The sequence below is a fragment of the Holdemania massiliensis genome (assembly GCF_022440805.1).
In the GTDB taxonomy this organism is placed as follows: Bacteria; Bacillota_I; Bacilli_A; order Erysipelotrichales; family Erysipelotrichaceae; genus Holdemania; species Holdemania massiliensis_A.
This window is the reverse complement of record NZ_JAKNTK010000001.1, coordinates 408,228-429,663: the sequence shown is the minus strand read 5'-3', so window position 1 is coordinate 429,663 and position 21,436 is coordinate 408,228. Positions and strand designations below refer to the sequence as shown.

Here is a 21,436-nt window from a genome sequence, read left to right as displayed (position 1 = left end):
AAAGTTAAGATTTCATTTATGAACATACATTCTTGAAAGTTCAGATTCACCCTCGCCCTGTACCAGGCAAAGGAATTCCCAGCCGTAGCGCTCGTAAAAGCCGGTATGATTGGTTACAAGATACAAAGTGCTTATTCCTTTGCTTTTCATATCCGAACAAACATAATTTAACAAGGCTCCTGCAACGCCTTGTCCGCGCTTCTGTTTTTCTGTATAGACAGCGCACACATTCGGCGCAAGATCTTTCCTGTCGTGGAAATCATTTTCAATGACGCCCATGCCGCCGATGATTCTTTCCCCTTCCATCGCGATATACCATTGAGGAATCGAATGCTTATTTGCAAGACAATCCTCGATACTTTCTCGATACGCCTGCAGCGGAATACCCCACTTTTCATGAAACCATTGAGCTGCCTGCTCCTTCATTTCCGGCTGATCAACCAACCGGATAATCTTAAAAGTCATTGGAATCAAGACCTCCTTCAAATTTTTATTCCGTGTTCCGGACTCATTTACGAAATCAGGATGCCGCAGCGAAACTCAACAGCGCACTGCCGCATCCCCTTTTTTAAATTTGTCTTTTGTTCAGCGAAAAGCCTTCTGATTGCGCCGTACCAGAAACGTCATAATGGCCGGATCGATCAAATTCAACAGATTAAACGACAGATCGATCCCATTCATGATATTGATAATAAAAATCGTCGCACACATTGTCCAGTATAATCGTAGTCCCAGCAGTCTGCCCTGCATCAGCAGCACCAGGCACCAGAGACTGATCAGCGCAATGCCCAACATCATCCAGTTCTGACTGACCAGACTCTCCCCTGCCGTCACGGCGTTCAGAATCAGGCTTAACCGCAGCCAGAAGCGGCAGAAACTACTCATGCTTCCATTTTCTCCAACAGGACGACGGCTTGGGCCAGCACGCCTTCTTCACGTCCAACAAAGCCCAGCTTTTCCCCGCGCGTAGCTTTGACATTCACCTGATCCTCTCCGCAATGCAGAGCCGCTGCGATGTTTTTGCGCATGGCTGAAATATGCGGAGCCATCTTCGGCCTTTCGATCATGATCAGCGCATCAACATTGCCGATGCGAAAGCCTTTGGTTTCCATCAGCTCTGTTACATGTTCCAGCAAAATCAAAGAGCTGATTCCTTTGTACTGCGGATCAGTATCGGGAAAATGCTTTCCCAGATCGCCTTCGCCCAAAGCGCCGATCACAGCCTCTGCAATCGCATGAAGCAAAGCGTCCGCATCGGAATGGCCGACCAGTCCTTTCGTATGTTCAATCTCAACACCGCCTAAAATGAGCCAGCGCCCTTCTGCCAACTGATGAATATCGCTCGACTGTCCAATTCTAAACATTTTCTATCCTTCTTTCTTTATTGATTCTCAGTTTCATCTTGTTCATAAACCTGAGCATGACCGATAACCGGCCCTCAATCCTTTTAAATCACAAAGTCTTCATGCCTTTATTATAAAGAATGCGGCGCACTTCTGCACTCTTTCTTGCAAATATTTTACGATTGCTTTCCTTTCGCGTTGTTTCCGTGCTTAAATGGAATATCCGATAAGAAAGTATTCTGATGCCTTCGTCCTTCTGAATAGGAAAGACAGAAATACTTCACGTATTTTCCAATATGAAGTCAGAGAGGATTATTTAAAAGAAAATGGAAAGTTAGCTTGACATAGAGAGCGGACATGCTATACTATAATGGAAAGCAAGCTTTCCACAATGATGAAGGAGGTTTATGAAAAACAGATTAGAAGAGCTGCGTAAATCACGCGGCATCAAACAAGAAGAATTAGCCGCTGCCCTGGAAGTTTCCCGACAAACCATCGGTTCGCTGGAAAACGGAAGGTATAATCCATCGATTCTCTTAGCGTTTAAGATCGCCCGTTATTTTGACGTGAGTATTGAAGAAGTTTTCATTTACGAGGAGGAAAAAGTATGAAAACAAGAAATGCCGTTTTGCTGACAGGAGTGGGAATTTTGTTGCTTCCAGCAGGTTTTGTTTTTCTTAAAAGCTTCCCGCAGTATGCCGAATCGCTGCCGGCTCTGCCTTATATATGCTTGGGTTTGGGCGCCGGCCTATTCGGCCATGGACTGGGTGAACTGATCAGTCACCAGGTTCTGAAAAACGCCCCTGAGCGGCAGAAGCAAATTGAAATTGATCAGCGGGATGAACGGAATATCCAGATTACCAATCGGGCAAAAGGGAAAGCTTATGATGCCATGATCTACATTTTCGGCACGTTGATGATCATCTATGCTCTGATGAATGCCGATCTCTTTGTCATCCTGTCTTTCATCATTGCCTACCTGTTTGTTGTCGGCATTTCAATTTATTACCGATTGAAATTTGACAAAGAATCGTAGTTTATCAAGCTAGCAGCCTCGGGCGGATTGTGCCTTGGGGGATCATTTTATAAAGAGCGAAAACAGCCAAAGATTCTTATCCTTTGCGGTTTCGCTCTTTTTTTGGATCGTTCTCGGTTCTGTCTTATCCCCACAGCCAGCAGATTGGTTTATAAACAAAGGCTTGGTCTTCCTTGTTTACCATCCAGGTCTAGATTGTCATGTTGGATACCAGCGGCTTCAACGGCAGGAAATCATATTGATGACGGATGAAATAGGCCCGAAAATAATTCAACAAGGGTTCTAATTCAGCTTGGTCCTTCTTCCGGAAGAGGATGCCCAGCTGAACGGCAGGAACTGCTTCCAACAGAGAAACTGAAAAACAATCCTTTTCGCTGGGGAAAGCCAGCGTCATGATCGGAATCTTCTGTGCCAGGGAAAGGGCTTCAGCCTGTTCAGGCGTATCAAAATAGATTCGTTCAATATCCAATTCTGGAGATTGCAGAATCTGATCCAAGCGCGCGGCGTTTTGTGTTCGGTTCGGAGGCAATGTCAGAACCCGCTGATGTGCCAGATCCGCAAGCCGCAGTGTTTCTTTTCCATAAAACGGATGTCCCTGCGGAATCTTGCAGCAGTTAGGACAATGGAACAGCGGGATGCAATTCAAATGGATGGAAATCGGCTCGCTGCAGTCTGCTAACAGCTGAATATCAATCTTATCCTGATCCAGCGCCTGATAGGTTTCCGGCAGCCGGCAGGCTACATAATCAAAGTGCACATTTTGAAAATGCGGCTGCGCCGTCCGGCAGGCTTGAGGTACAAAGTGGATCGTATAACTGGTAATCCCAATGCGGATTGTTTTGGCAAGCGCAAAGGATCGCTGATGCGCTCCCGCCACCGCGCTGTCATAGCTGTCCAGCACCGCGTCCAGCTGATCGATGAAATAACGTCCTCCGGGCGTTGGCTTGACCCCCTCAGGAAGGCGGTAAAATAACGTAAAGCCCAATTCCTTTTCCATCATGATGAGCTGGCGGGTGAGGGTAGATTGGGAAAGATACAAACACGCGGCAGCCTTGGAAATACTTTGACAGCGGTCCAGAATTTTCAGCATTTTCAAATTTTCTATATTCATAACAATCCCTCGGTTTTTCCTCACTATAATCGAAAACAAATGCAAGTTCAAGTCTTGATTCACCATGCAAAAGATGGATAGGGCCATGCACAGATCGCATCGATGCATTGATTCAGAGTATGCCATAATGAGATCAAGGAGGATTGTCAGCTTTTTGACAAAGTAAAATTCATGGAGAAAAAAGGAATTTCCCGCCGCGCTTTTTTGAAGGGTGCTGCGGTGACGGCCGTTTCCGCGGCTGTTGTTTCTGTTTTGCCTGGCTGCGAAACAAAAAATGAAGGTGCGGCTTCAACCGAATGTCCGCCCTGTCCAAGCTCGTCTTCAACCTCAGTTTATCCGCTGAACCCACAGGATTATGATTATCGGGATACCAACACTGATTTTGCGACCCTGTTTTCCGATTGGAAATTTGGCGGCTTGACTTTACACCACCGCATGGTAAAATCCGCAGCCGGTTCGGATACCGCCGGAAGTGAACAGGAGATCTGCGCCTATTACAGCAACTTTGCCAAGGGCGGCGTAGAAATGGTCTGGGTAGAAGATTTCGTCAATGTTTTTGATCATTATACCAGTGCGCGGAAAACGCCGAAAGCCGAAGCACCGTTAGCGGCGCTGGCCAAGGCTGTGCATGATGCCGGCGGTTATATCGGCTATCAGCTTTCCTGCATGGGACAGAAATTTACCGGTTTTGATCCGGCCACCGCTGCACAGTATGAATCAGCCTATGCCGAGCATCTGTCGGATGAAGAAATCGCAAACTTGAAAAGTGATTTCATCAACGGCGCGAAATATTTAAAGGAACAAGGTTTCGACGCAGTGGAAATCAATGCCGCGGGCAACAATATCGGTCAGGCTTTCTTCTCCCGCCAGCGAAATCATCGTGAGGATGAATATGGACCGCAGTCGTTTGAAAACCGGGCGCGGTTTGTCGGTGAGATCGTCGCCGGGATCAAGGAAGTCTGCGGCGCGGATTTCCCGGTTCAGATTTTGATCAACGGCATCGAAGAAAATGACATCGACATGGGCGAGGCTTCCTTGTCTACAACCGTAGAAGAAAACTGCGAGATCTGCAAGGTCTTGGAAAACTATGGCGCGGATTCTCTGCATGTTCGTCTGGGTGTCTTCCGGATGCACGTCAATCAGTTTGCGTCCGATCTGTACTTCACCGGTTACGGCATCGAAGGCACAGCGGCCAATGGAGCGCAGTTTGATTTCTCCCGGCATTTCCAGGGCAAGCTTTTGGCCAATCATTCTGGCTGCGGCATGATGCTGAATGTTGCAAAGCAGATCAAGGATGCCGTCTCGATTCCGGTTGGAACCGTAACCTATATGGATCCAGCGCATGCACCAAAGATGTTTGAAGACGCTTTGAAGGACGGTCTGTGCGACTTCCTGTTGATGACCCGTCCGCTGACCGTTGATCCGCAATATGTCAACAAGCTGAAAGAAGGACGGATCGATGAAATCGCCCCTTGTACGCGCTGCCTGCATTGCCACTTTGATTATGATGAAGAGGGTAAGATTTATGAACATTGCCGGGTTAACGCGACAACTCAGCGCGCCTATCGGGAAGCGATGCCGGAGGGAGAGGTTCCGCTGCCGGCGGAAAAAGCCCGGAAGGTCATGGTGATCGGCGGCGGTCCGGCCGGCTTGGAAGCAGCACGAATTGCGGCAGAGCGCGGCCACAGCGTAACGCTTTACGAAAAGAGCGGTGTGCTGGGCGGTCTGTTGTCCTTTGCCAATGCTATCAAAGGGCCGCATGAAAATCTGAATGATTTCCAGAAATATTTAGTCCGACAGCAGGAACTGAAAAACGTTAATGTTGTTCTGGGAACCGAAGTGAATGCGGAACTGATCAAAAAGGAAGCGCCGGAGGTCGTCATTCTGGCAGTCGGCGGAGCTCGCTCCACACTGGGGCTGAATTCTACGGCGAAGACCCAAGTCATCTCGATTGAGGACATCGCGTCCGCTTCCATCGGCAATGAAGTTACCATTGTCGGCGGGAACTTACAGGCCGTGGACGCCGCGCAGTACCTGATTGCCCAAGGGAAGCATGTTACCCTCGTATCCAGTGAAGGCAAAGACAAGCTGGATAAGGGACAGTCCGCCTGGGTCAAGACCTTTACGCTCCCGATGCTGTATGCCCGCGGGACACGCTTATGGCCGAATGCCCAGGTCGTCAGCGTCAATGAAGGCACGGTCACGATTCATGGGGAAACCGGCGTCGATATGGAAATCGCCTGCGACACCGTGATCGAAGCCATGGATATGCTGCCGAACACAGCGCTGATTGAAGGCTTAGATGGAATTGAATGTTATGCTGTCGGTGACTGCGAAAAGCCTTGGAATATCGCCGAAGCGATTGCCAGTGGAAATCTGACAGCCCGTAAGATTTAATTCATAGATAGATATTCTTTAAACGTGTGAATCTCCGGTTCTTCCTGTGGTTAATCTACTCAGGAGAGCCGGACTGTTCACACGTTTTTTTAAACTGTTTCCGGATTGCCTCCGCTAACAACTCGGTTTCGATTCAGATTTAGAATTCTCTTTTTCCATCAGATTCTGAGCAATTCCCGCAAGGATTGACAGTTTTCTTTCACAGTTATTTCTGTTATCATGAAGGCAAAGGATGTGAGTGTGATGAACGGAATTGCCGTGATCGGAACTTCCATGATGGATCTGGTTGTCCTCTGCCGTCAGACCATGGAAATGGAGCGCTGCAACAAAGCGCAGATTGTCCGCAGCTTTGGCGGATCCATGCATAATGTGGCCTATAACTGCGGCTGTTTAGGCTTGGAAACGCATTTTATCAGCAAGTTCGGACGGGATGATGCCGGACTGGCCATCATTAACGAGCTGCAGAAAAAAACCTGCTTTGTTTACGGCCCGGTTGTCAATCAGAACACGCCGGTGTTCATCTCAGCATCCGACTCGGAAAAGGGACTTTACTTTTCCTCAATCCAGCCGGAATTTCTGTTTCAGGGCAAAGCGGAAGATCTGCCCTACTGCGTCATCAGCGAATGTGCCTGGGGAATTACCGATCAAACCGATCCGGCTTTTTTGAAAACACTTTTGTCCAAAACTTTGCAGACACGTTGGATTTTCAGCGGTCAGATTCCGCCAGAAGCTACGCTTGAAAAATGGGAAGGCATCGTTGTGAACCGGGATGAAATGAACGCTTATGCCGGTGCTGTGCCGATGGCTCAGGCGGCCAAAGCCTTGTTAAAAAAAGGCGTCAGCTGGATCATCATTACCTTAGATAAAGACGGAGCCTTGTTAGTCACGATGGAGGGGATTCGCCCTTACCCTGCGCTGCAGGACGGAGCTTATCCGTTAGGCTGCGGAGATGCGTTTTTAAGCGGCCTGCTTCTGGGCTTAAGTCAGGATAAGCCGATCGAGCATTGTCTTCATCCGGCCTTGGCTGCCGCCGCCATTGTCTTACAGGAACCAGCGGCACTCAGTGAAAAGCTTTGTCAGCTGAAAACTCCCAATTCATCACAATCGCAGTAAAAATTGGACGCGCTTTCATAAAAGAATTGACATTTATTCATTTTCGAATACAATCAGGGTATAGATTCGATGACAAGAATAAGTAGACGGAAATTTCTGAACCTTGCAGAGAGCCGGACCAGGTGCAAGCCGGCAGGCAGAATTCCAGCCGAAGTCCTCTTGAAGAAGCCTTCTGAACTGACAGTAGGAAGCGCCGGACGCTGATCCCGTTAAAGACACAGCCCATTGTTGGATGGGAAGAGTGCCGGAAACATTCCGGAATCAAGGTGGTACCGCGGTCAAACCGTCCTTTGTGCGACGGTTTTTTTGTGCAATCGAAGAAAGGAGAGCTTTATGAAAAAATGTTCCAAAAAGAATTTAATCCTGTTGAGCCTGACGTTGTTTTCGATGTTTTTCGGGGCCGGCAATCTGATTTTCCCGCCTTTTCTTGGCCAGAATGCCGGGGTGCAGAGTCTGCCGGCGCTGATTGGTTTTCTGATCACCGCGGTGGGATTTCCAGTCCTGGGGATCGCCGTGGTTTCCCGGTTTAACGGATTGGACGTACTGGCGCAGAAGGTTCATGCGAAATTTGGTCTATTCTTCGCGGTTTTGATCTATTTGTCCATCGGTCCTTTGCTGGCTACACCGCGCACCGCAACGCTGCCATTTGAAATGGCGATCATGCCGCTGCTTCCTGAAGGCGCCTCCACGCAGCTTTCATTGTTGTTGTTCACCGCTGGCTTTTTTCTGATCGCCTGGCTCTTGTCGCGCAATCCAAGCAAGCTTGTCGATCATTTAGGCAAAATTTTAACCCCAGTGCTTCTGCTTCTGATCCTGGCGGTCTTCGCCGCGGCTTTGCTTCATCCCCTCGGTGAGGCGGCTCTGCCGCAGCCGGCCTATGCCTCAGCACCGCTGATCCAGGGGTTTCTTGAAGGTTATCTGACGATGGATGCGCTGGCAGCGCTGAATTTCGGTATCGTTGTTTCTTTGAATATCCGAGCCTTAGGAATCACGGATGATCGGGAGGTCATGTCCACCAGCATGAAAGCCGGCTGTCTGGCGGGAATCATTCTGGCTGTGATTTATATCATGCTGACAATGTTAGGAACTTCGTTATCCTCAATGCCGATCGGGGCTAACGGCGCGCAGACCTTAACGCTGGCCGTCACCCTGCTGTTTGGCGAGAGCGGGCGCTGGGTCATGGCCTTCATCTTCTTACTAGCCTGCATGACGACCTGCGTGGGTCTCTTGACCAGCTGCAGCGAATTTTTCTCTTCGCTGACGCCGAAGATCAACTATTCCAAATGGCTGCTGTTTCTGACGCTGTTTGCGCTGGCTGTTTCCAACTTCGGACTTTCAACGATTCTGTCCATTTCGGTTCCGGTATTGAACATGCTTTATCCGATGGCGTTAATTTTGATTTTGCTGGGACTGGGCGATCCGCTGTATAAAGCCAATCGGCTTGTCTATCCACTGACGATTTTCAGCACCGGCATTGTCAGTGTTCTTTCCCAGCTGGACAGCATGGGTTTTAGAATTCCCGGCTTGACCAGCCTGCTCAATGCTCTGCCGCTGGCTTCACAGTCGTTAGGCTGGATTACAATCGCCTTGATGATGTTTGTCGTAGCATTGCTTGCAGGAAGACGGCCGCAGCGAAAGCCGCGCTGATTGCTGCATGAGAAAAGGACTGTAAAAGACAAAGGGAAAAACAAAAAAGGAATGGCATCATGATGAGCAATGAAGCTTCATATTTTGCCGTTCCTTTTTACTAGTGTCTTGGATTATTCCTCATCGTTTTTTAACAGGATGCCGCCAACCGAAGTGCGGAAGGTCTGAAAGGCTGCCCACGCCACCGGCTGCTGAGCGAACACCTTGACGGCACTATCCATGACCGCCTGAATATCCCAAGCGATAAAGTCCAGATATCCGCAGTTCAGGCCCGAAGCCCCGCCGATCCACGTCACCGTATCGGCGCCGGCCTGTTCGCTGATCTTTTCAGCCAGTGCATCGCGGAAATCCAGCATCGCTTTCGCCCGATCTTCACCGGTGAAACAATCCAGGGGGTAATAAAAGTATCCTGCCGCGATGCCATCCTGATGCAGATCGTCTACCGTCTGCGTCATTCCCCGCAGATACTGCTGGATCAAAACGGGACAGCAGGTGACTCCCACCGTTACATCCCCGCGTACCTGTTCCAGGCTCGCTTCTGTGGGTTCCATGCGATACGCTGTATAGCCCTCTAAAATACGTGCCGGATCCCGGTTCAGATCCAGGCCCAGATCGACGAGCTTATCCGGCAGCTGAGCTAGTGAAAGGCCGCCTTCTTGCCGCGGCTGCGCAAGCAAAGTGACATCGTCGATCACCGCCATAGCAGCGATCTCTCCCAATGTCTGATCGATCAGAATGGAAAGCATCCACCAGACCTGGTTCTCATTTTCCGGCATCAGCGCGTCGAATGAAGCACAATGAACAGCCAGCTTGACGGACTTTTCCCCCTGCTCCTCAATCCACACCTGAACCTCTTCTGCACTCAATTCCTGTCCGGCAATCCGCAGTGAAGTTTGCCGCGACGGCTGACGTCCTGCCATCACATGCCACCACTTTTTCAGGCGGTCCGGCATCTGTCGGCAAAAATAATCGAGGGCAAACAGCGAAACACGGTTGCCTTCCGGTGTCAGAATCAAATCGTAATGATCTTGAGCACACCCCATTTCGTAGGCGATATTGGTGAAGGCGGTGTGAAGCAGCCGATGAGCCTGATCCACAATCACTTCACTCTCCAAGCGATTGCGCATCCGCACCCGCAGGACCTGTTCCTCCTTCTCAAACTGACTCCAGCATTCCTGCACTCTTTGTTTGAACGGTCTCTCAAAGCGCGGCAGGGCTAACCGTTTGCGGCAGTCTTCAATAAAAGCCAGCGTATCTTCATCCTTCGGACGAGCGTCCAATGCTCTTTCAAAATAGGTCAGCGCCGGCCCTTCCTGATCAAGATAATAATACGCGTAGGCGATTCTGAAATTCCAGCTGTGTTCCTCCCCCAGCTCTTCTTCCACCGATTTCAGCAAGGCAATTGCTTTTTCATAATTCTGAGTATCATCCAGTCCAGCCGTATTGTTGTAAGCCCGCGCCAGCTCACTGATCAGCTCGGGAGTCTGTTCAGCTTCCGGCAAGGCCTCAATCGCTTCGATAATCGCTTCATACTGATCCGTTTCGTTCCAGAGCTCAATCTGTTCCTGCAGTCTCATCATGCTTTCCTCCTGGATTTTCAATTCAATCCTGTCTGACTGTTAGCCTGAATCTCAATCTTCCTCTTCCCAGAAACACAGACGCTGCCGTCCTTCTGCTTTAGCTTGGTACAAGGCCTGATCGGCATGGGACCAGAGCTGATCAAAACGCTGCCCATGCTGTGGGAAGAATGCAATGCCGGAGCTGACCGTAACCGGCAGTTCCAGGCCCTTCTCCGCTCTGATCTGATCCCAGAGGTGCTGCAGTGATTCCAGATCAGCCCGGAGTTCAGCCTGGGATTTCTGACTCTGGATCTGATAAACGATAAATTCATCTCCGCCGATGCGGCCGTTGAGTCCCTGCGGAAAGATTTTTTGGATAGCTTCGCCCAAGGTTTCCAGAGCCTGATCGCCGGCCGGATGTCCATACGTGTCATTAATCTGTTTAAAGCAGTCTACGTCCAGCATCACCATGACTCCTGTTGGTTCCTTTTGCATGACTTCACTGATCTGAGCTTCGACTGAGCGACGGTTCAGCAGCTGCGTCAATGAATCATGATGAGCATTGTATTCCATCTGACGATAGGATTCCTCCAAGGCCTTGGTCTTCTCTTCCACCAGCTGAATCAGCTGCCGGTTGGATTGTTCCATTAAGCGATGCGGGAAAAATTCATCCGCGCCTTGTTCCGGATCCGGCACAGAATGATGAACATGCAGCACCTTCCACTGTCCTTCCCGGCGCTGCAGGACAAAGGTAAAGCGAAACCGGCTTTCAAATTCAAGCGGATTGCCGGATTGTTCCTTTACCCGCAGCTCACCGATCACAATCACACAGTCCTCGCTGATCGGCTGGGTCTGGTACCATTGTTCCTCAATTTTAAAGATAACGTTGCGGCCTTGGATTTCCGCTGCAATTTTATTTTCAAACTCCGCCAGATTGGCGCTGACTTCATGCTCGCCGGTTCCGATCACCGAGGTTTCCGGGACAAAGCACTCGCCCAGCATCGCGTAGTTCTGATTTTCCAAATACTCATGCCAGAGAAATTGGCAAAAATTTTCCGGGTTCTTTAAATTTGTCATTTTGATTTCTCCTTGTCTGCCAGTGAAATTCAAGCCTTCCGCCGCTGATCGACCCAGGCTTTCAACCTTGCCTATCGGACAGCCTGTCTGGGCAGCCGACGAATTCATTGCTTCTATTATATCGGACTTCGCGCCAAATGTCTTTAATGAGGTTTTCGAAATTGCCGCCCTGTCTGCATAAGCACCGGAAACATTCAGCTTTCCCGATCCCGACTTGATCATCCCATTCGAAGAACAGACATCAGGGCCGGCATCATTTCGGTTTGAAAGTGCTGAAAGGATCTGCATCTAAAATGGACAGTTTCCGCATTTTAGGCTACAATCAGTACCAGGAGATGAGCGCGATGTCCAATTCCCGAATTTCAGTTTCCTGGACGACGTTGAGGCATGGATTACAGATGGCTGGCTTGTTGGCCGCGGCCACAGCGGGCGGACTGTTGTTCAGACAGCTGGGCTTTCCCGAAACCAACATTGTCTTGCTTTATTTATTGGCAGTCCTGCTGACAGCCTGGATGACCCGTGGTTATGGCTACGGTGTCTTTGCTTCCTTGCTGGCTACGCTGATCTTCAATTATTTTTTTACCGCACCATACTGGTCGCTGTCGGTCGATGATCCGAGCTACTGGATCACATTTATCATTATGACCGCAACTGCCTTTATTACCAGTGCCCTGACATCCAAAGCTAAATTAAACGCGCAGAACGCTTTGCAGCGGGAACAGGAAATCAAAACGATGTACGCGCTCAGCCGCGGATTGAACGAACAGATTGAGATTCGCCAAATTGCCAGGCTGGCTGCCGAAGTGCTGTCTTCCGCTTTCCATTGCGAAGTCAGCTGCCTGTGTCTGGATGAAAAAGAACAGCCGGCTGTACTGTATGCTGCCCAGCCCTGCCAAGCGGCCCAAGCCCTGCCCTGCGATCAGTTCAATTCAGATCCTGCGTTGAACTCAGCAGCCCCCTTCACCTGCCTGCCGCTGCAAAACAACGGCATCCAGCTGGCCAAGCTGAAACTTCCCGCAGCGGCGATGACCGCTTTCAGTGAATCAGATCATCAGCTGCTTCAGTCCTTATGTGAAACGCTCACACTGGCGCTGGACCGCTTCCGCAGCGCAAAGCAGAAAATCCGCTCGGAAGAAGAAGCAGCGCAGGAACGGTATCGAAGCAATCTGCTTCGGGCCATTTCCCACGATCTGCGCACGCCGCTCTCCGCCATTATGGGCACTTCAGAAATGATTCTGGACATGAGCGAAGAACACGATCCTCGGCATGCTTTAGCTCAGGATATCTATCAGGATGCCGACTGGCTGCATTCGCTGGTCGAAAACATTCTCAGTCTGACCCGAATTCAGGATGGGCATCTGAATCTGCATTTGGAAAAAGAAGCCGCGGAAGAAATTATTGCCTCTGCCCTGGAACATATCGCCAAACGGGCTCCGCAGCGGCAGATCAATGTTTCAATTCCGCCGGAAGTGCTGATGATTCCCATGGATGGCAAGCTGATCCAGCAGGTGCTGATCAATTTACTGGATAATGCCTTAAAGCATACCCGTCCGCAGGATGAAATTTCTCTGACGCTGCGGCGGGAACAGAAGGAAGCCGTGTTTACCGTCCGGGATGGCGGCGAGGGCCTTGCGGAAAAAGATCTCGCGCACATTTTTCAGACCTTTTATACCACCCGCACCCGCCAGCCGGATGCCCAGCATGGGATCGGTCTGGGCTTATCCATCTGTGAATCCATCGTCAAGGCCCACCATGGATCGATCAGCGCATGCAATCGGACTGATCAGCGCGGTGCTGAATTTACCTTTCGACTGCCTTTGGAGGATTGATCATGAACTCTTTTACACAGCGAATTTTAATCGTCGAGGATGATCCGCAGATCCGCAATTTTATCAGCTACGTCTTAAGCGCTGAAGGATTTAACAGCGACAATGCTGCCACAGCGCAAAGTGCCATGACCCTGTTGGCAGCCAATCTCTATGACTTAATGCTGCTGGATTTAGGACTGCCGGATTATGATGGGATGGACGTCATCCGCAAGGTTCGCGAATGGTCGGAGATTCCGATCATCGTTGTTTCCGCACGCGATCAGGACCAGGAAAAGGCTGAGGCTCTGGATTCAGGGGCAGACGATTATCTGACCAAGCCGTTTTCCACTACCGAGCTGATGGCCCGCATCCGCGTTGCGATTCGGCATGCTTTTAAACAGAACGCCAAAACAGCGCAAAAGAAACTGACAGTTCAGGATTTATCTCTGGATCTGGAAAAGCACCAGGTTACGCTGCGCGGGGAAGCGCTGCATTTGACGCCGATGGAATACAACCTGTTGAGCCTGTTTCTGCGCAACAGCGGGAAAGTGCTGACCACGCGTTATCTCATCACCCACATCTGGGGCAGCGGTTATGGCGAGGATACGCAGGCACTGCGGGCGTTAATGGCCGGACTGCGGCGAAAGATCGAGGAAAACCCAGCCAAGCCCCGCTACATTGTCACCGAAATCGGGGTTGGCTACCGATTGGTTGATCAGGAATCACAGAAAGGATAACTCACGATGCAGAAAATACAAACTCAGGAAGCCCTGCCGGCGTTAAAAAACGGCGAAATCCTCATGACGCTTCAAGACAATCAGCCGCAGTTCTACGCTTATGTACGGGATCGGATACGGATTCAGAATACACAAAGCCGCTATACGCTGAGCATTGAGGAATGGCAGTCGTTGTTTGCCGACACTCAATTCTGGATTTACGAGCCGGATGAATCCGCTGAAATTTCCCTGGAAAAAGATGCGGAGTATTATGGCTGGAACCATAAATAAGCACAGGTCAAGCGCTGACCTTACTGGTTCTGCTTAAGACACGGGAGGAAGGGTTCTGATTTATCCCAGTGTAAATTAAAACAAGACTGTTTCTACTCCGGGATTCACCTGCAGCGATCATTCATCTGCATGAAACCAAACAAGCAAAAACACCTGAATCTCGAAGCGGAGAATCCAGGTGTTTTTCTTCTGCAGAGAGACGATGGGGATTGATCCGCTTATCCGCACCTTCTGCTTAGAATGCTTTCTTATAGACGTCCAGAACTAATTCATAGGTGCATGGACGCGGATTGCCGCCAGTGCAGACATCGGCCATTGCGGCTTCTGCCAAGGCTGGAAGGTCCTCTTCCTTCACACCGATTTCCTTTAAGGTCTGCGGAATATTCACATCCAGGGACAGCTGACGCACAGCATCAATCGCAGCCTGGCGATATTCCTTTTGGCTCATGGCATCCACGCCAGATACCCCTAAAACCCGCGCAATCTCACGGAATTTTTCACCTGTATAATCTTGATTGAATTCCATGACATACGGCAGCAGAACGGCGTTGGCAACCCCGTGCGGCGTACCGTAAAAGGCACTTAACGGATGCGCCATGCCATGCACAACACCCAAGCCTACGTTCGAGAATGCCATTCCCGTCATATACTGTCCCAGCGCCATGTCTTCACGCCCCTTTGGATCGTTATTGACAGCTGCGCGCAGTGAACGGCCGATCAGTTCGATGGCTTTCAGATTCAGGGTATCCGCCAGCTCCCAGGCTGCCAATGTTGTATATCCTTCGATTGCATGCGTCAGGGCATCCATTCCGGTAGAAGCTGTCAGTCCTTTCGGCATACTCGACATCATATCCGGATCGACAATCGCCACTACTGGCAAGTCATGCGGATCGACACAGACAAATTTACGGCGTTTTGCCTCATCCGTAATGACATAGTTAATTGTTGTTTCAGCTGCCGTACCGGCTGTCGTGGCAATCGCGATCATCGGTACTGCCTTATTCTTCGTCGGTGCTGTGCCTTCCAGAGAAACGACATCCGAGAATTCAGGGTTGTTTACGATAATCCCGATGCCTTTGCCTGTATCCTGAGGGGAACCGCCGCCAATCGCAATCAGATAATCCGCACCGGCTTCCTTAAAAGCGGCCACACCTTCCTTCACCATATCCACGGTCGGATTGGCTTTGACCTGATCATAAATCGCATACGGCAAGCCTGCCTCATCCAACAGATCCGTCACCTTCTTAACAACCTGAAAACGAACTAAGTCTGCATCTGTAACGATCAATGCTTTTTGAAAGCCGCGGCTTTTGACCTCGTTCACAATTTCTTTGACGGCTCCGTAGCCGTGGTAGCTTGTTTCATTCAACATAAAGCGATTTGCCATCTTTGATTTCCTCCTTCATTGCTTTCTACATACATTGTAAAATAATTAACAAAGGATTCAAGTTACACTTTGATAAAAATGTAACAATCTACCTTTTTCCTTTCTGACAGGTAAACTTTATTGATTAAAAGAGCCGGCAAAATAACCGGCTGACAGCTGAAATCAGAAATTTGATTATTTGCCTTTTCTAAAACTTCCGCTTCCGCGGTATGTGACAACAGTACATGTAAAGCACTGACCACAATTTTTACATTTAATCACATGGCTTATAACATCATCTACCCAATATCCATTTTTATCTTTCACTTTATCTGTGTCACAATTCTTCGATTCAAATTGGAAATTCCCACAATCAACCAGGGATTGTATGTATTTCAGACAATCAAGATAGGCTTTAGGAGTGGGAAAGAAATCAATCGTCTTTACTTTTTCGCAGATTTCGCACATCGGATTCTCCTCATCAAACGGGGTGAAAATTACTTTCTGAAACTCATTAAATCAGTTAAGAACACAAGGCTCTTTTTAGAACTATCTTCATCATGAACAAAGAGTTGGATATGATATCCTTCTGAATATTTTTTTGCATTTTCAATTTCTTTTTTCAAAAAGCTAATGTTTGAATCGCCCAGCAATTCATTGCGTTCATTTTCTCTGATTGTCAGACTGATAGTGTAAGAATTGGAATGTGGAATAAGATAAAACAATGCTTTTTTCGCATCATAGACTTTTAATGTCCATCCTCCTGACTTCGTAAAACTCCATTTCATTTGATAATCCTTTACAAGCAACAACAGATTATTGTAGTCATTGAAGACTTGACAAAGTACCTCTGCAAGTATGGTATTATTCGGTTTATAATTCTTATCCATAAAGAAATTCGTTTCCATTTGATGTCCTTCTCCTTACAGCTTCCACTTTATGAAGCTCACTTTTTCCGTCTTATTCCATCCCTTTTAACATTTTGGACAGCTTAACTCCCCAGCTAAGTGGAATATCAACTTAATCCAAAATAACATCTTTATTTTTTTCAACAAAATCCTCCAGATATTCGCACAGCGAAGGGGAAAATTGGTAATATGCCCTGTCCGGTTCAATCCAACCGCCCTTTCGCCTTCGGTTGTTGCTCTGTCATAATGATCAGCAAGCGCTTGATCCCCAACGGATAAGATTGCGGCTTTTAATTCAACCGGATCCGTATCCGGATAACAATCTTTCTGACGATTCCCATGGAGTTCCTACTACCAAGTTTAGCTTATAATCGTACATCATTTTCAGACTTTGGAATACAAGTATAAATCTATTTGAGTAAGAACTTCTATTACCCAGCAGCCCTACGACCACATTAACGGTAAATTTCTATCTTTCAATAAGGAAGTATAGTCAATCTCCCTAAATATTAAGTTTATGCGATTTTAATTCCACTATTTAATACTTTAATCTTATTTACTTTAATCCATTCAATGAGAGTTCTTTCTTTTTCATAATAGTTGTTAAATTCAGAAACACATTTCTTTTTGTCTATGTTTTTTGTTTGATCATCGTAGCAATACAACAAAAATGATGAATACCAGTCTCTTTGTACCCATGTACCATTTGCTAATTTATACATCCGGTCAGATAATTTTTTTAATTCCGCTTCAACCTTCTTCCGTTCCTCAATTTGTGCACGAAGTGATTCTACCTGATCTGCGTGGATATAAGTTTCAGTACGTTTTTATTTCTTGTTATCCGATGATAAAAGTATTGCTTCCCATTCACCATTTTTACGGCAATTCCTCCGGGAGGGAATCCCTCAATCTGAGCGATGATCTCGAATGGATCCATAAAACCACCTTCAAAATCATTATACCCTTTTATACCCTTTGTACAAATTTATTCAAGGGTATAAATAATTTAAATCGCATCAAAGTTCCGCTCTTTCTGATCAAGTCTCTGAATTCTCTCTAAAAATAGAAATAGACATCCGACTCGCAAGGTTTATTTTGTTCCTTTCCATCCATGCACCTGTGCTTTCACTCCAGCTGGACATCGCGCAGCACAGCCCGCAGTTTTTCCGGCTGAGCCTCGATCAGCAAGTCCACAATCACCGCCGGATCTTCCTGGGCACCGTGGGTTACCCATTTGACCGTCATCTGCATTGAACCTTCGCAATACATTTCAAGCAGAAATTGAATTTGCGGCGTCAGCGGCTGCTTCGTTTTTGTTTCGATCCAGTGGGTATAAAAATCAAGGATGCATTGATAATCATAACGCATCAGAGAATTGTAATCCTGAGATCGGAAAGCTTGGGAAAAGAATGTTTTTTCCTGCTGGATAAATTCAAATTTTTTAAGCAGGCCTTCCCGCAATGTATACTGCACACCCATCAGCTTAAAGGATTTCTCTGCCAGGCGTTCAAAATACCAGTTGACCAGATCATATTTATCCTGGAAGTGCCGATAAAACGACTGCCGCGTCGTCTGAGCAATTTCTACAATATCGTGGACGGTGATTTTATCCAGCGGTTCAGTTTCCATCAGCTGTTTGATCGCCTGTGCCAAACGATATTTCATGGCGTCCTTCTCTGCCATATGCTTCACCCTTTCTGCTTTTCAGCTTTTATTCATCATACTCAGGAAGCGTCGGATCCGTCAACCGGATGCGGAGCGATTTTTTTATTTTCCACTCATTCTGCGCATTGAAGCCTGCTTTCATCAAGCTTCATTATCACACCATTCTCACACCTGACACCTTGTTTCTCACACCATCCTCACAGCCTTCGCGTTAAGCTGAAGATGTCCAAGAAAGCGGAGGTGTACCTATGAATCAAATCGCAGAAAACCTGGACATGCAGGAGTTGATCCATCAAATCAAAGACCAGCTTCAACTTTATCCGACCGTAAATTGCGAACAGAGAATCGCGCTGGCGATGCAGCAGTATCCCCATTCCCCCATTCCGCACAACCTAATGGGGATTGTTCTATGGAAAAGGAATGAGCCTTTAAGGGCAATGCAGCATTTTCGGGCCGCTGCCGCGCTGGCACCGACTTATATCCCCGCCCGATGCAATTTGGAGCTGTGTACCTCGTTGAACAGCTCGGGAAGCTTCGCCTATTCAGAACAGGATTGTTCCCTGACGCAGCCCGTCAATCCGTGGAAGGTGATTTGGGATGAAAAAGGCGTGGGTCATTTAGTAAGGAGGAAGCGGCAATGATGAGTATCCGTCATGACTGGCTGGGCAAGCCGGAACTGACTTTGATTATTGGGTGCGGACGGCTGGGTTCAACGTTAGCCAGCACCCTGTCCAACGAAAGTCAGAATGTCATATTAATTGACCGGCAGGCCAAAGCCTTCCGGAAGTTATCTCCATCCTACGCCGGCCTGACCTTGGTCGGTGATGCAGCCAACGTGGAAGTTCTCAAACAAGCCCAGATTGAAAAAGCCGATCATCTGGTCATCGTCACAAATCATGACAATACCAACATCCTGATTGCTCAGCTGGCCCGGGAAATATTTCAGGTTCCGCATGTCATCTGCCGTCTGTATGATCCGCAGCGGGAATGTGTTTATCGTGAGTTTGGCATTCAGACGATCTGTCCGACGACACTGTCTTCCCAGGCAATTGAACAACGGCTCCAAGCAAGAGCCGCAGCGGACGAGAAAGGAAACGAAACGTTATGAAAAAACGCATTTTAATTATCGGCGGTTATCACAAAGCGGAGTCGCTGGCCAAATCCTTTCTTCATCGGGGATATGCCGTTACCGTGATCAATAAAAACCCCGAGCATTGTCATACGCTGGCACAAATCGCGGAGCTGACTGTTTTGATCGGAGATGGCTCGAAACCCTTTGTTCTGGAAGACGCCGGAGCCGAAAAGGCTGATATTGCGATTGCGCTCACCCCGTTTGATGAAGATAACCTGGTCATCTGCCAGCTGTGCAAGAAGCAGTTTCATGTCCGAAAAACGGTTTCATTAGCCGCGGATCCGGAAAAAATCAGCTTCTTCTACCGCATGGGAATCGACTCTGTCGTCTGTGCTTTATCAACGATTACCCAGATTGTCGAACAACAGGCGTTTCTTGATGAATTTACAACACTTTTGCCGCTGGGCTATGGCGGGGTGCGCATTTCTGAGCTGCGGTTAAACGCCAGTTCGCCGGTCATTGGCAAAACACTGAGTGCGATTGGTTTAAGCCACGAGGTCATCATTGCCGCAATTCTGCGCCAGGATCAGCATCTGGTTCCTCATGGAGACACCGTGCTGTGGGCTCAGGATATTTTGATCCTGATCGCCGCCGCTCAGAAAGAGGCGGAAGCCGTCAAGGTGCTGACCGGACGATGAAACACTTTGGATTAAAACGGATCCAATCCGGCTGCATTGAAGGAAAGCTGATGATGCTCTGTGGAGCTCTGACTGCGATCCCGATGCTCACTGCTTGTTTTTATCCGGAAACACTCTCCGATCTGGCCGCCTTTGCGATTCCTGCACTGAGTTCGCTGATCGCCGGAGCTGTTGTTTGTCTGAAGAATCAGCCGCAGGATAACGAAGCGCCGCGTCCGCAGCTGATCAAAAAAGGCAGCTTCTTCGTCTTGTTTGCCTGGAGTTACGGCATTGTTATCGGGGCGCTGCCGTTTGTTCTGGCCGGTCAGCTTTCCTGGGTTCAAAGTCTGTTTGAATCGGTCAGTGGCTGGACAACTACCGGATTATCTGTGATGGATGTCGCTCAGACTTCGCCCTTGTTCCTGTTTCACCGAGGTTTTATGCAGTATTGCGGCGGTTTGGGTTTCGTCATGGTGATGACGTTGTTTATTCAAAATAAACAGAGTATGAATTTGTTTCAGGCCGAAGGTCACAGTGATCAGCTGACCCCCAACCTGGGACGGACAGTCCGCGTCATCTTCCTGATGTATACAACGTTTCTGATCTTCGGCGTCGCGGCCTACAGAATTGCCGGCATGAGCCTGTTTGACGGCCTGATCCACGCGATGTGCGCGTTGTCTACCGGCGGCTTCTCGACACGCGTGGAAAGTATCGGATATTACAACAGCCCACTGATCGAATTCATCACAATCATCCTGATGTTGATCGGGACGACCAACTTCGCAGCCTTGTTATTGTTGATGCGCAGACAGGTGCGGCAGTTTCTGGCCGTCAGCGAGGTTCGGTTTATGGGTCTTCTTTTAGCAGGGGCTGTTCCGCTCACTGCGCTGGTGCTGTTCAGCGCCGCTTATGCTCACCTTTCGGACAGCTTTCGGATCGCCTTGTTCGAAGTCGTTTCAGCCTTATCGACCTCGGGCTTTTCCACCGTCGGCTATGCCCGCTGGCCGCAGGCGGCAGTGTTGGTTCTGATCGTGATGATGCTGATCGGCGGCGGCATCGGTTCAACCGCGGGCGGCATCAAACTGACCCGCATGTATTTGATGCTGCGGGCTATGAACAATCATCTGCAAAACAAAAGTGCTCCCGCCGGCGCCGTCTCACTTTCCTTCTATATTCGCCCGCAAGGTCGGACCCTAATCGATCCAAAGCTGCTTGCCGATACTTCCTGCTTTGTTTTCAGTTACTTGCTGATCTATTTTATCGGCACCTTCCTGCTGATGCTGACAGCGAACTGTTCACTGATCGAGGCCATGTTTGACTTTGCTTCCTCTTTGGGCACCGTCGGCTTGTCCATCGGCATTACCGGGCCGCTGACACCGCCTCTGGCTTTGATTGTCGAGATGGCAGGCATGCTTTTGGGAAGACTGGAGATTTTCATTGTCCTGATCGGAATCCGCACGCTGTTTCAGCAAATCAAAGCTGCCTTTTAGATCCGCTTCTAGGGCCAGGGCAGCTGGACGTTTCCGGACATCAACAGTTATCCAACGTTCGATCTTCATTTTCGTTTACTGTTTTTCCACAATATTAGTGAACTGAAACTCATGGTAAAATCATTGAACTTTTCTATAATGAAGACAGGAGGAACTGTCA

The 21,436-nt window shown here is 48.6% G+C and carries 22 protein-coding genes and 1 other annotated feature; of the genes, 12 read left to right on the top strand and 10 right to left on the bottom strand.

Annotated features, from left to right (window positions below; genetic code table 11):
• Positions 1-12 precede the first annotated feature (12 nt).
• The 3 genes from MCG46_RS02020 to ispF all read right to left on the bottom strand — a co-directional run bounded on the left by MCG46_RS02020 (position 13) and on the right by ispF (position 1,364).
• Positions 13-465, bottom strand: a complete 453-nt coding sequence (locus MCG46_RS02020) for a GNAT family N-acetyltransferase (RefSeq protein ID WP_240277204.1) — start codon at positions 463-465, stop codon at positions 13-15.
• Positions 466-585: 120 nt separating this feature from the next.
• The gene (locus MCG46_RS02015; RefSeq protein ID WP_020225273.1) at positions 586-885 is read right to left on the bottom strand and encodes a hypothetical protein; all 300 of its coding nucleotides are present in this window, start codon (positions 883-885) and stop codon (positions 586-588) included.
• Complete coding sequence (ispF, locus tag MCG46_RS02010; protein ID WP_240277203.1) at positions 882-1,364, bottom strand: 2-C-methyl-D-erythritol 2,4-cyclodiphosphate synthase; 483 nt, start codon at positions 1,362-1,364, stop codon at positions 882-884. Before ispF ends, MCG46_RS02015 begins: the two co-directional genes overlap by 4 nt.
• Before the next feature lie 386 nt (positions 1,365-1,750).
• Between ispF and MCG46_RS02005 the strand changes: the two genes are divergently transcribed.
• Together MCG46_RS02005 and MCG46_RS02000 are read left to right on the top strand one after the other, a co-directional pair.
• Entirely contained in the window at positions 1,751-1,954 is a 204-nt protein-coding gene (locus tag MCG46_RS02005; protein WP_020225275.1) for a helix-turn-helix transcriptional regulator, read from the top strand.
• Positions 1,951-2,379, top strand: a complete 429-nt coding sequence (locus tag MCG46_RS02000; protein ID WP_240277191.1) for a hypothetical protein — start codon at positions 1,951-1,953, stop codon at positions 2,377-2,379. The genes MCG46_RS02005 and MCG46_RS02000 overlap by 4 nt, the downstream gene beginning before the upstream one ends.
• 190 nt (positions 2,380-2,569) lie before the next feature.
• On the opposite strand, the gene MCG46_RS01995 is transcribed toward MCG46_RS02000, so the two are convergent.
• Positions 2,570-3,490 (bottom strand): LysR family transcriptional regulator, encoded by a 921-nt coding sequence (locus tag MCG46_RS01995; protein WP_240277189.1) that lies wholly within the window; start codon positions 3,488-3,490, stop codon positions 2,570-2,572.
• A 171-nt stretch (positions 3,491-3,661) separates the two neighbouring features.
• Here MCG46_RS01995 and MCG46_RS01990 point away from each other — a divergent pair, with 171 nt between their 5' ends.
• The 3 genes from MCG46_RS01990 (at position 3,662) to brnQ (ending at position 8,647) form a co-directional block, all read left to right on the top strand.
• Positions 3,662-5,887, top strand: a complete 2,226-nt coding sequence (locus MCG46_RS01990; RefSeq protein WP_240277186.1) for an FAD-dependent oxidoreductase — start codon at positions 3,662-3,664, stop codon at positions 5,885-5,887.
• 243 nt (positions 5,888-6,130) lie between these two features.
• The gene (locus MCG46_RS01985; protein WP_240277184.1) at positions 6,131-7,000 is read left to right on the top strand and encodes a carbohydrate kinase family protein; all 870 of its coding nucleotides are present in this window, start codon (positions 6,131-6,133) and stop codon (positions 6,998-7,000) included.
• A 60-nt stretch (positions 7,001-7,060) separates the two neighbouring features.
• Positions 7,061-7,294 (top strand) — a binding site (T-box leader).
• 39 nt (positions 7,295-7,333) lie between these two features.
• Positions 7,334-8,647 (top strand): branched-chain amino acid transport system II carrier protein, encoded by a 1,314-nt coding sequence (gene brnQ / locus MCG46_RS01980; RefSeq protein WP_240277181.1) that lies wholly within the window; start codon positions 7,334-7,336, stop codon positions 8,645-8,647.
• Positions 8,648-8,760: 113 nt separating this feature from the next.
• On the opposite strand, the gene MCG46_RS01975 is transcribed toward brnQ, so the two are convergent.
• A complete protein-coding gene (locus tag MCG46_RS01975; RefSeq protein ID WP_240277179.1) occupies positions 8,761-10,227 on the bottom strand; it encodes a tetratricopeptide repeat protein in 1,467 nt (488 codons plus the stop codon).
• Between the two features lie 51 nt (positions 10,228-10,278).
• On the bottom strand, positions 10,279-11,283 hold the full coding sequence (locus MCG46_RS01970) for a diguanylate cyclase domain-containing protein (protein WP_240277177.1): 1,005 nt from the start codon (positions 11,281-11,283) through the stop codon (positions 10,279-10,281).
• Positions 11,284-11,576: 293 nt separating this feature from the next.
• Here MCG46_RS01970 and MCG46_RS01965 point away from each other — a divergent pair, with 293 nt between their 5' ends.
• The 3 genes from MCG46_RS01965 to MCG46_RS01955 are packed head-to-tail and all read left to right on the top strand — an operon-like array spanning position 11,577 to position 14,098.
• Positions 11,577-13,112 carry a sensor histidine kinase gene (locus tag MCG46_RS01965; protein ID WP_240277169.1) on the top strand — a complete coding sequence of 512 codons (1,536 nt, stop codon included), beginning with the start codon at positions 11,577-11,579 and terminating at the stop codon, positions 13,110-13,112.
• Positions 13,113-13,114: 2 nt separating this feature from the next.
• Positions 13,115-13,828 (top strand): response regulator, encoded by a 714-nt coding sequence (locus MCG46_RS01960; RefSeq protein WP_240277168.1) that lies wholly within the window; start codon positions 13,115-13,117, stop codon positions 13,826-13,828.
• A gap of 6 nt (positions 13,829-13,834) precedes the next feature.
• On the top strand, positions 13,835-14,098 hold the full coding sequence (locus MCG46_RS01955) for a hypothetical protein (RefSeq protein WP_240277167.1): 264 nt from the start codon (positions 13,835-13,837) through the stop codon (positions 14,096-14,098).
• A 235-nt stretch (positions 14,099-14,333) separates the two neighbouring features.
• Here MCG46_RS01955 and fucO read toward each other — a convergent pair whose 3' ends face one another.
• The 4 genes from fucO to MCG46_RS01935 form a co-directional block, all read right to left on the bottom strand.
• Complete coding sequence (fucO, locus tag MCG46_RS01950; RefSeq protein WP_240277166.1) at positions 14,334-15,485, bottom strand: lactaldehyde reductase; 1,152 nt, start codon at positions 15,483-15,485, stop codon at positions 14,334-14,336.
• A 174-nt stretch (positions 15,486-15,659) separates the two neighbouring features.
• On the bottom strand, positions 15,660-15,932 hold the full coding sequence (locus tag MCG46_RS01945) for a hypothetical protein (RefSeq protein WP_240277165.1): 273 nt from the start codon (positions 15,930-15,932) through the stop codon (positions 15,660-15,662).
• Between the two features lie 29 nt (positions 15,933-15,961).
• On the bottom strand, positions 15,962-16,372 hold the full coding sequence (locus MCG46_RS01940; RefSeq protein WP_240277163.1) for a DUF3788 family protein: 411 nt from the start codon (positions 16,370-16,372) through the stop codon (positions 15,962-15,964).
• 1,125 nt (positions 16,373-17,497) lie between these two features.
• Positions 17,498-18,037: a TetR/AcrR family transcriptional regulator C-terminal domain-containing protein gene (locus tag MCG46_RS01935; protein ID WP_240277161.1), complete on the bottom strand. Its 540-nt coding sequence runs from the start codon at positions 18,035-18,037 to the stop codon at positions 17,498-17,500.
• Between the two features lie 248 nt (positions 18,038-18,285).
• Between MCG46_RS01935 and MCG46_RS01930 the strand changes: the two genes are divergently transcribed.
• Genes MCG46_RS01930 through MCG46_RS01915 form a run of 4 tightly spaced genes read left to right on the top strand, consistent with a single transcriptional unit; the run spans position 18,286 to position 21,276 of the window.
• Positions 18,286-18,678: a hypothetical protein gene (locus tag MCG46_RS01930; protein WP_240277160.1), complete on the top strand. Its 393-nt coding sequence runs from the start codon at positions 18,286-18,288 to the stop codon at positions 18,676-18,678.
• The gene (locus MCG46_RS01925; RefSeq protein WP_240277158.1) at positions 18,675-19,145 is read left to right on the top strand and encodes a potassium channel family protein; all 471 of its coding nucleotides are present in this window, start codon (positions 18,675-18,677) and stop codon (positions 19,143-19,145) included. The genes MCG46_RS01930 and MCG46_RS01925 overlap by 4 nt, the downstream gene beginning before the upstream one ends.
• Positions 19,142-19,807 (top strand): potassium channel family protein, encoded by a 666-nt coding sequence (locus MCG46_RS01920; RefSeq protein ID WP_240277156.1) that lies wholly within the window; start codon positions 19,142-19,144, stop codon positions 19,805-19,807. Before MCG46_RS01925 ends, MCG46_RS01920 begins: the two co-directional genes overlap by 4 nt.
• Positions 19,729-21,276, top strand: a complete 1,548-nt coding sequence (locus MCG46_RS01915; protein ID WP_240277154.1) for a TrkH family potassium uptake protein — start codon at positions 19,729-19,731, stop codon at positions 21,274-21,276. Before MCG46_RS01920 ends, MCG46_RS01915 begins: the two co-directional genes overlap by 79 nt.
• Positions 21,277-21,436: the final 160 nt, after the last annotated feature.

What these genes read in the sequence shown, in the direction of transcription:
- MCG46_RS02020 (WP_240277204.1), bottom strand. Translation starts at nt 465, where the DNA reads ATGACTTTTAAGATTATCCGGTTGGTTGATCAGCCGGAAATGAAGGAG.
- MCG46_RS02015 (WP_020225273.1), bottom strand. Translation starts at nt 885, where the DNA reads ATGAGTAGTTTCTGCCGCTTCTGGCTGCGGTTAAGCCTGATTCTGAAC.
- ispF (WP_240277203.1), bottom strand. Translation starts at nt 1,364, where the DNA reads ATGTTTAGAATTGGACAGTCGAGCGATATTCATCAGTTGGCAGAAGGG.
- MCG46_RS02005 (WP_020225275.1), top strand. Translation starts at nt 1,751, where the DNA reads ATGAAAAACAGATTAGAAGAGCTGCGTAAATCACGCGGCATCAAACAA.
- MCG46_RS02000 (WP_240277191.1), top strand. Translation starts at nt 1,951, where the DNA reads ATGAAAACAAGAAATGCCGTTTTGCTGACAGGAGTGGGAATTTTGTTG.
- MCG46_RS01995 (WP_240277189.1), bottom strand. Translation starts at nt 3,490, where the DNA reads ATGAATATAGAAAATTTGAAAATGCTGAAAATTCTGGACCGCTGTCAA.
- MCG46_RS01990 (WP_240277186.1), top strand. Translation starts at nt 3,662, where the DNA reads ATGGAGAAAAAAGGAATTTCCCGCCGCGCTTTTTTGAAGGGTGCTGCG.
- MCG46_RS01985 (WP_240277184.1), top strand. Translation starts at nt 6,131, where the DNA reads ATGAACGGAATTGCCGTGATCGGAACTTCCATGATGGATCTGGTTGTC.
- brnQ (WP_240277181.1), top strand. Translation starts at nt 7,334, where the DNA reads ATGAAAAAATGTTCCAAAAAGAATTTAATCCTGTTGAGCCTGACGTTG.
- MCG46_RS01975 (WP_240277179.1), bottom strand. Translation starts at nt 10,227, where the DNA reads ATGATGAGACTGCAGGAACAGATTGAGCTCTGGAACGAAACGGATCAG.
- MCG46_RS01970 (WP_240277177.1), bottom strand. Translation starts at nt 11,283, where the DNA reads ATGACAAATTTAAAGAACCCGGAAAATTTTTGCCAATTTCTCTGGCAT.
- MCG46_RS01965 (WP_240277169.1), top strand. Translation starts at nt 11,577, where the DNA reads ATGGACAGTTTCCGCATTTTAGGCTACAATCAGTACCAGGAGATGAGC.
- MCG46_RS01960 (WP_240277168.1), top strand. Translation starts at nt 13,115, where the DNA reads ATGAACTCTTTTACACAGCGAATTTTAATCGTCGAGGATGATCCGCAG.
- MCG46_RS01955 (WP_240277167.1), top strand. Translation starts at nt 13,835, where the DNA reads ATGCAGAAAATACAAACTCAGGAAGCCCTGCCGGCGTTAAAAAACGGC.
- fucO (WP_240277166.1), bottom strand. Translation starts at nt 15,485, where the DNA reads ATGGCAAATCGCTTTATGTTGAATGAAACAAGCTACCACGGCTACGGA.
- MCG46_RS01945 (WP_240277165.1), bottom strand. Translation starts at nt 15,932, where the DNA reads ATGTGCGAAATCTGCGAAAAAGTAAAGACGATTGATTTCTTTCCCACT.
- MCG46_RS01940 (WP_240277163.1), bottom strand. Translation starts at nt 16,372, where the DNA reads ATGGAAACGAATTTCTTTATGGATAAGAATTATAAACCGAATAATACC.
- MCG46_RS01935 (WP_240277161.1), bottom strand. Translation starts at nt 18,037, where the DNA reads ATGAAATATCGTTTGGCACAGGCGATCAAACAGCTGATGGAAACTGAA.
- MCG46_RS01930 (WP_240277160.1), top strand. Translation starts at nt 18,286, where the DNA reads ATGAATCAAATCGCAGAAAACCTGGACATGCAGGAGTTGATCCATCAA.
- MCG46_RS01925 (WP_240277158.1), top strand. Translation starts at nt 18,675, where the DNA reads ATGATGAGTATCCGTCATGACTGGCTGGGCAAGCCGGAACTGACTTTG.
- MCG46_RS01920 (WP_240277156.1), top strand. Translation starts at nt 19,142, where the DNA reads ATGAAAAAACGCATTTTAATTATCGGCGGTTATCACAAAGCGGAGTCG.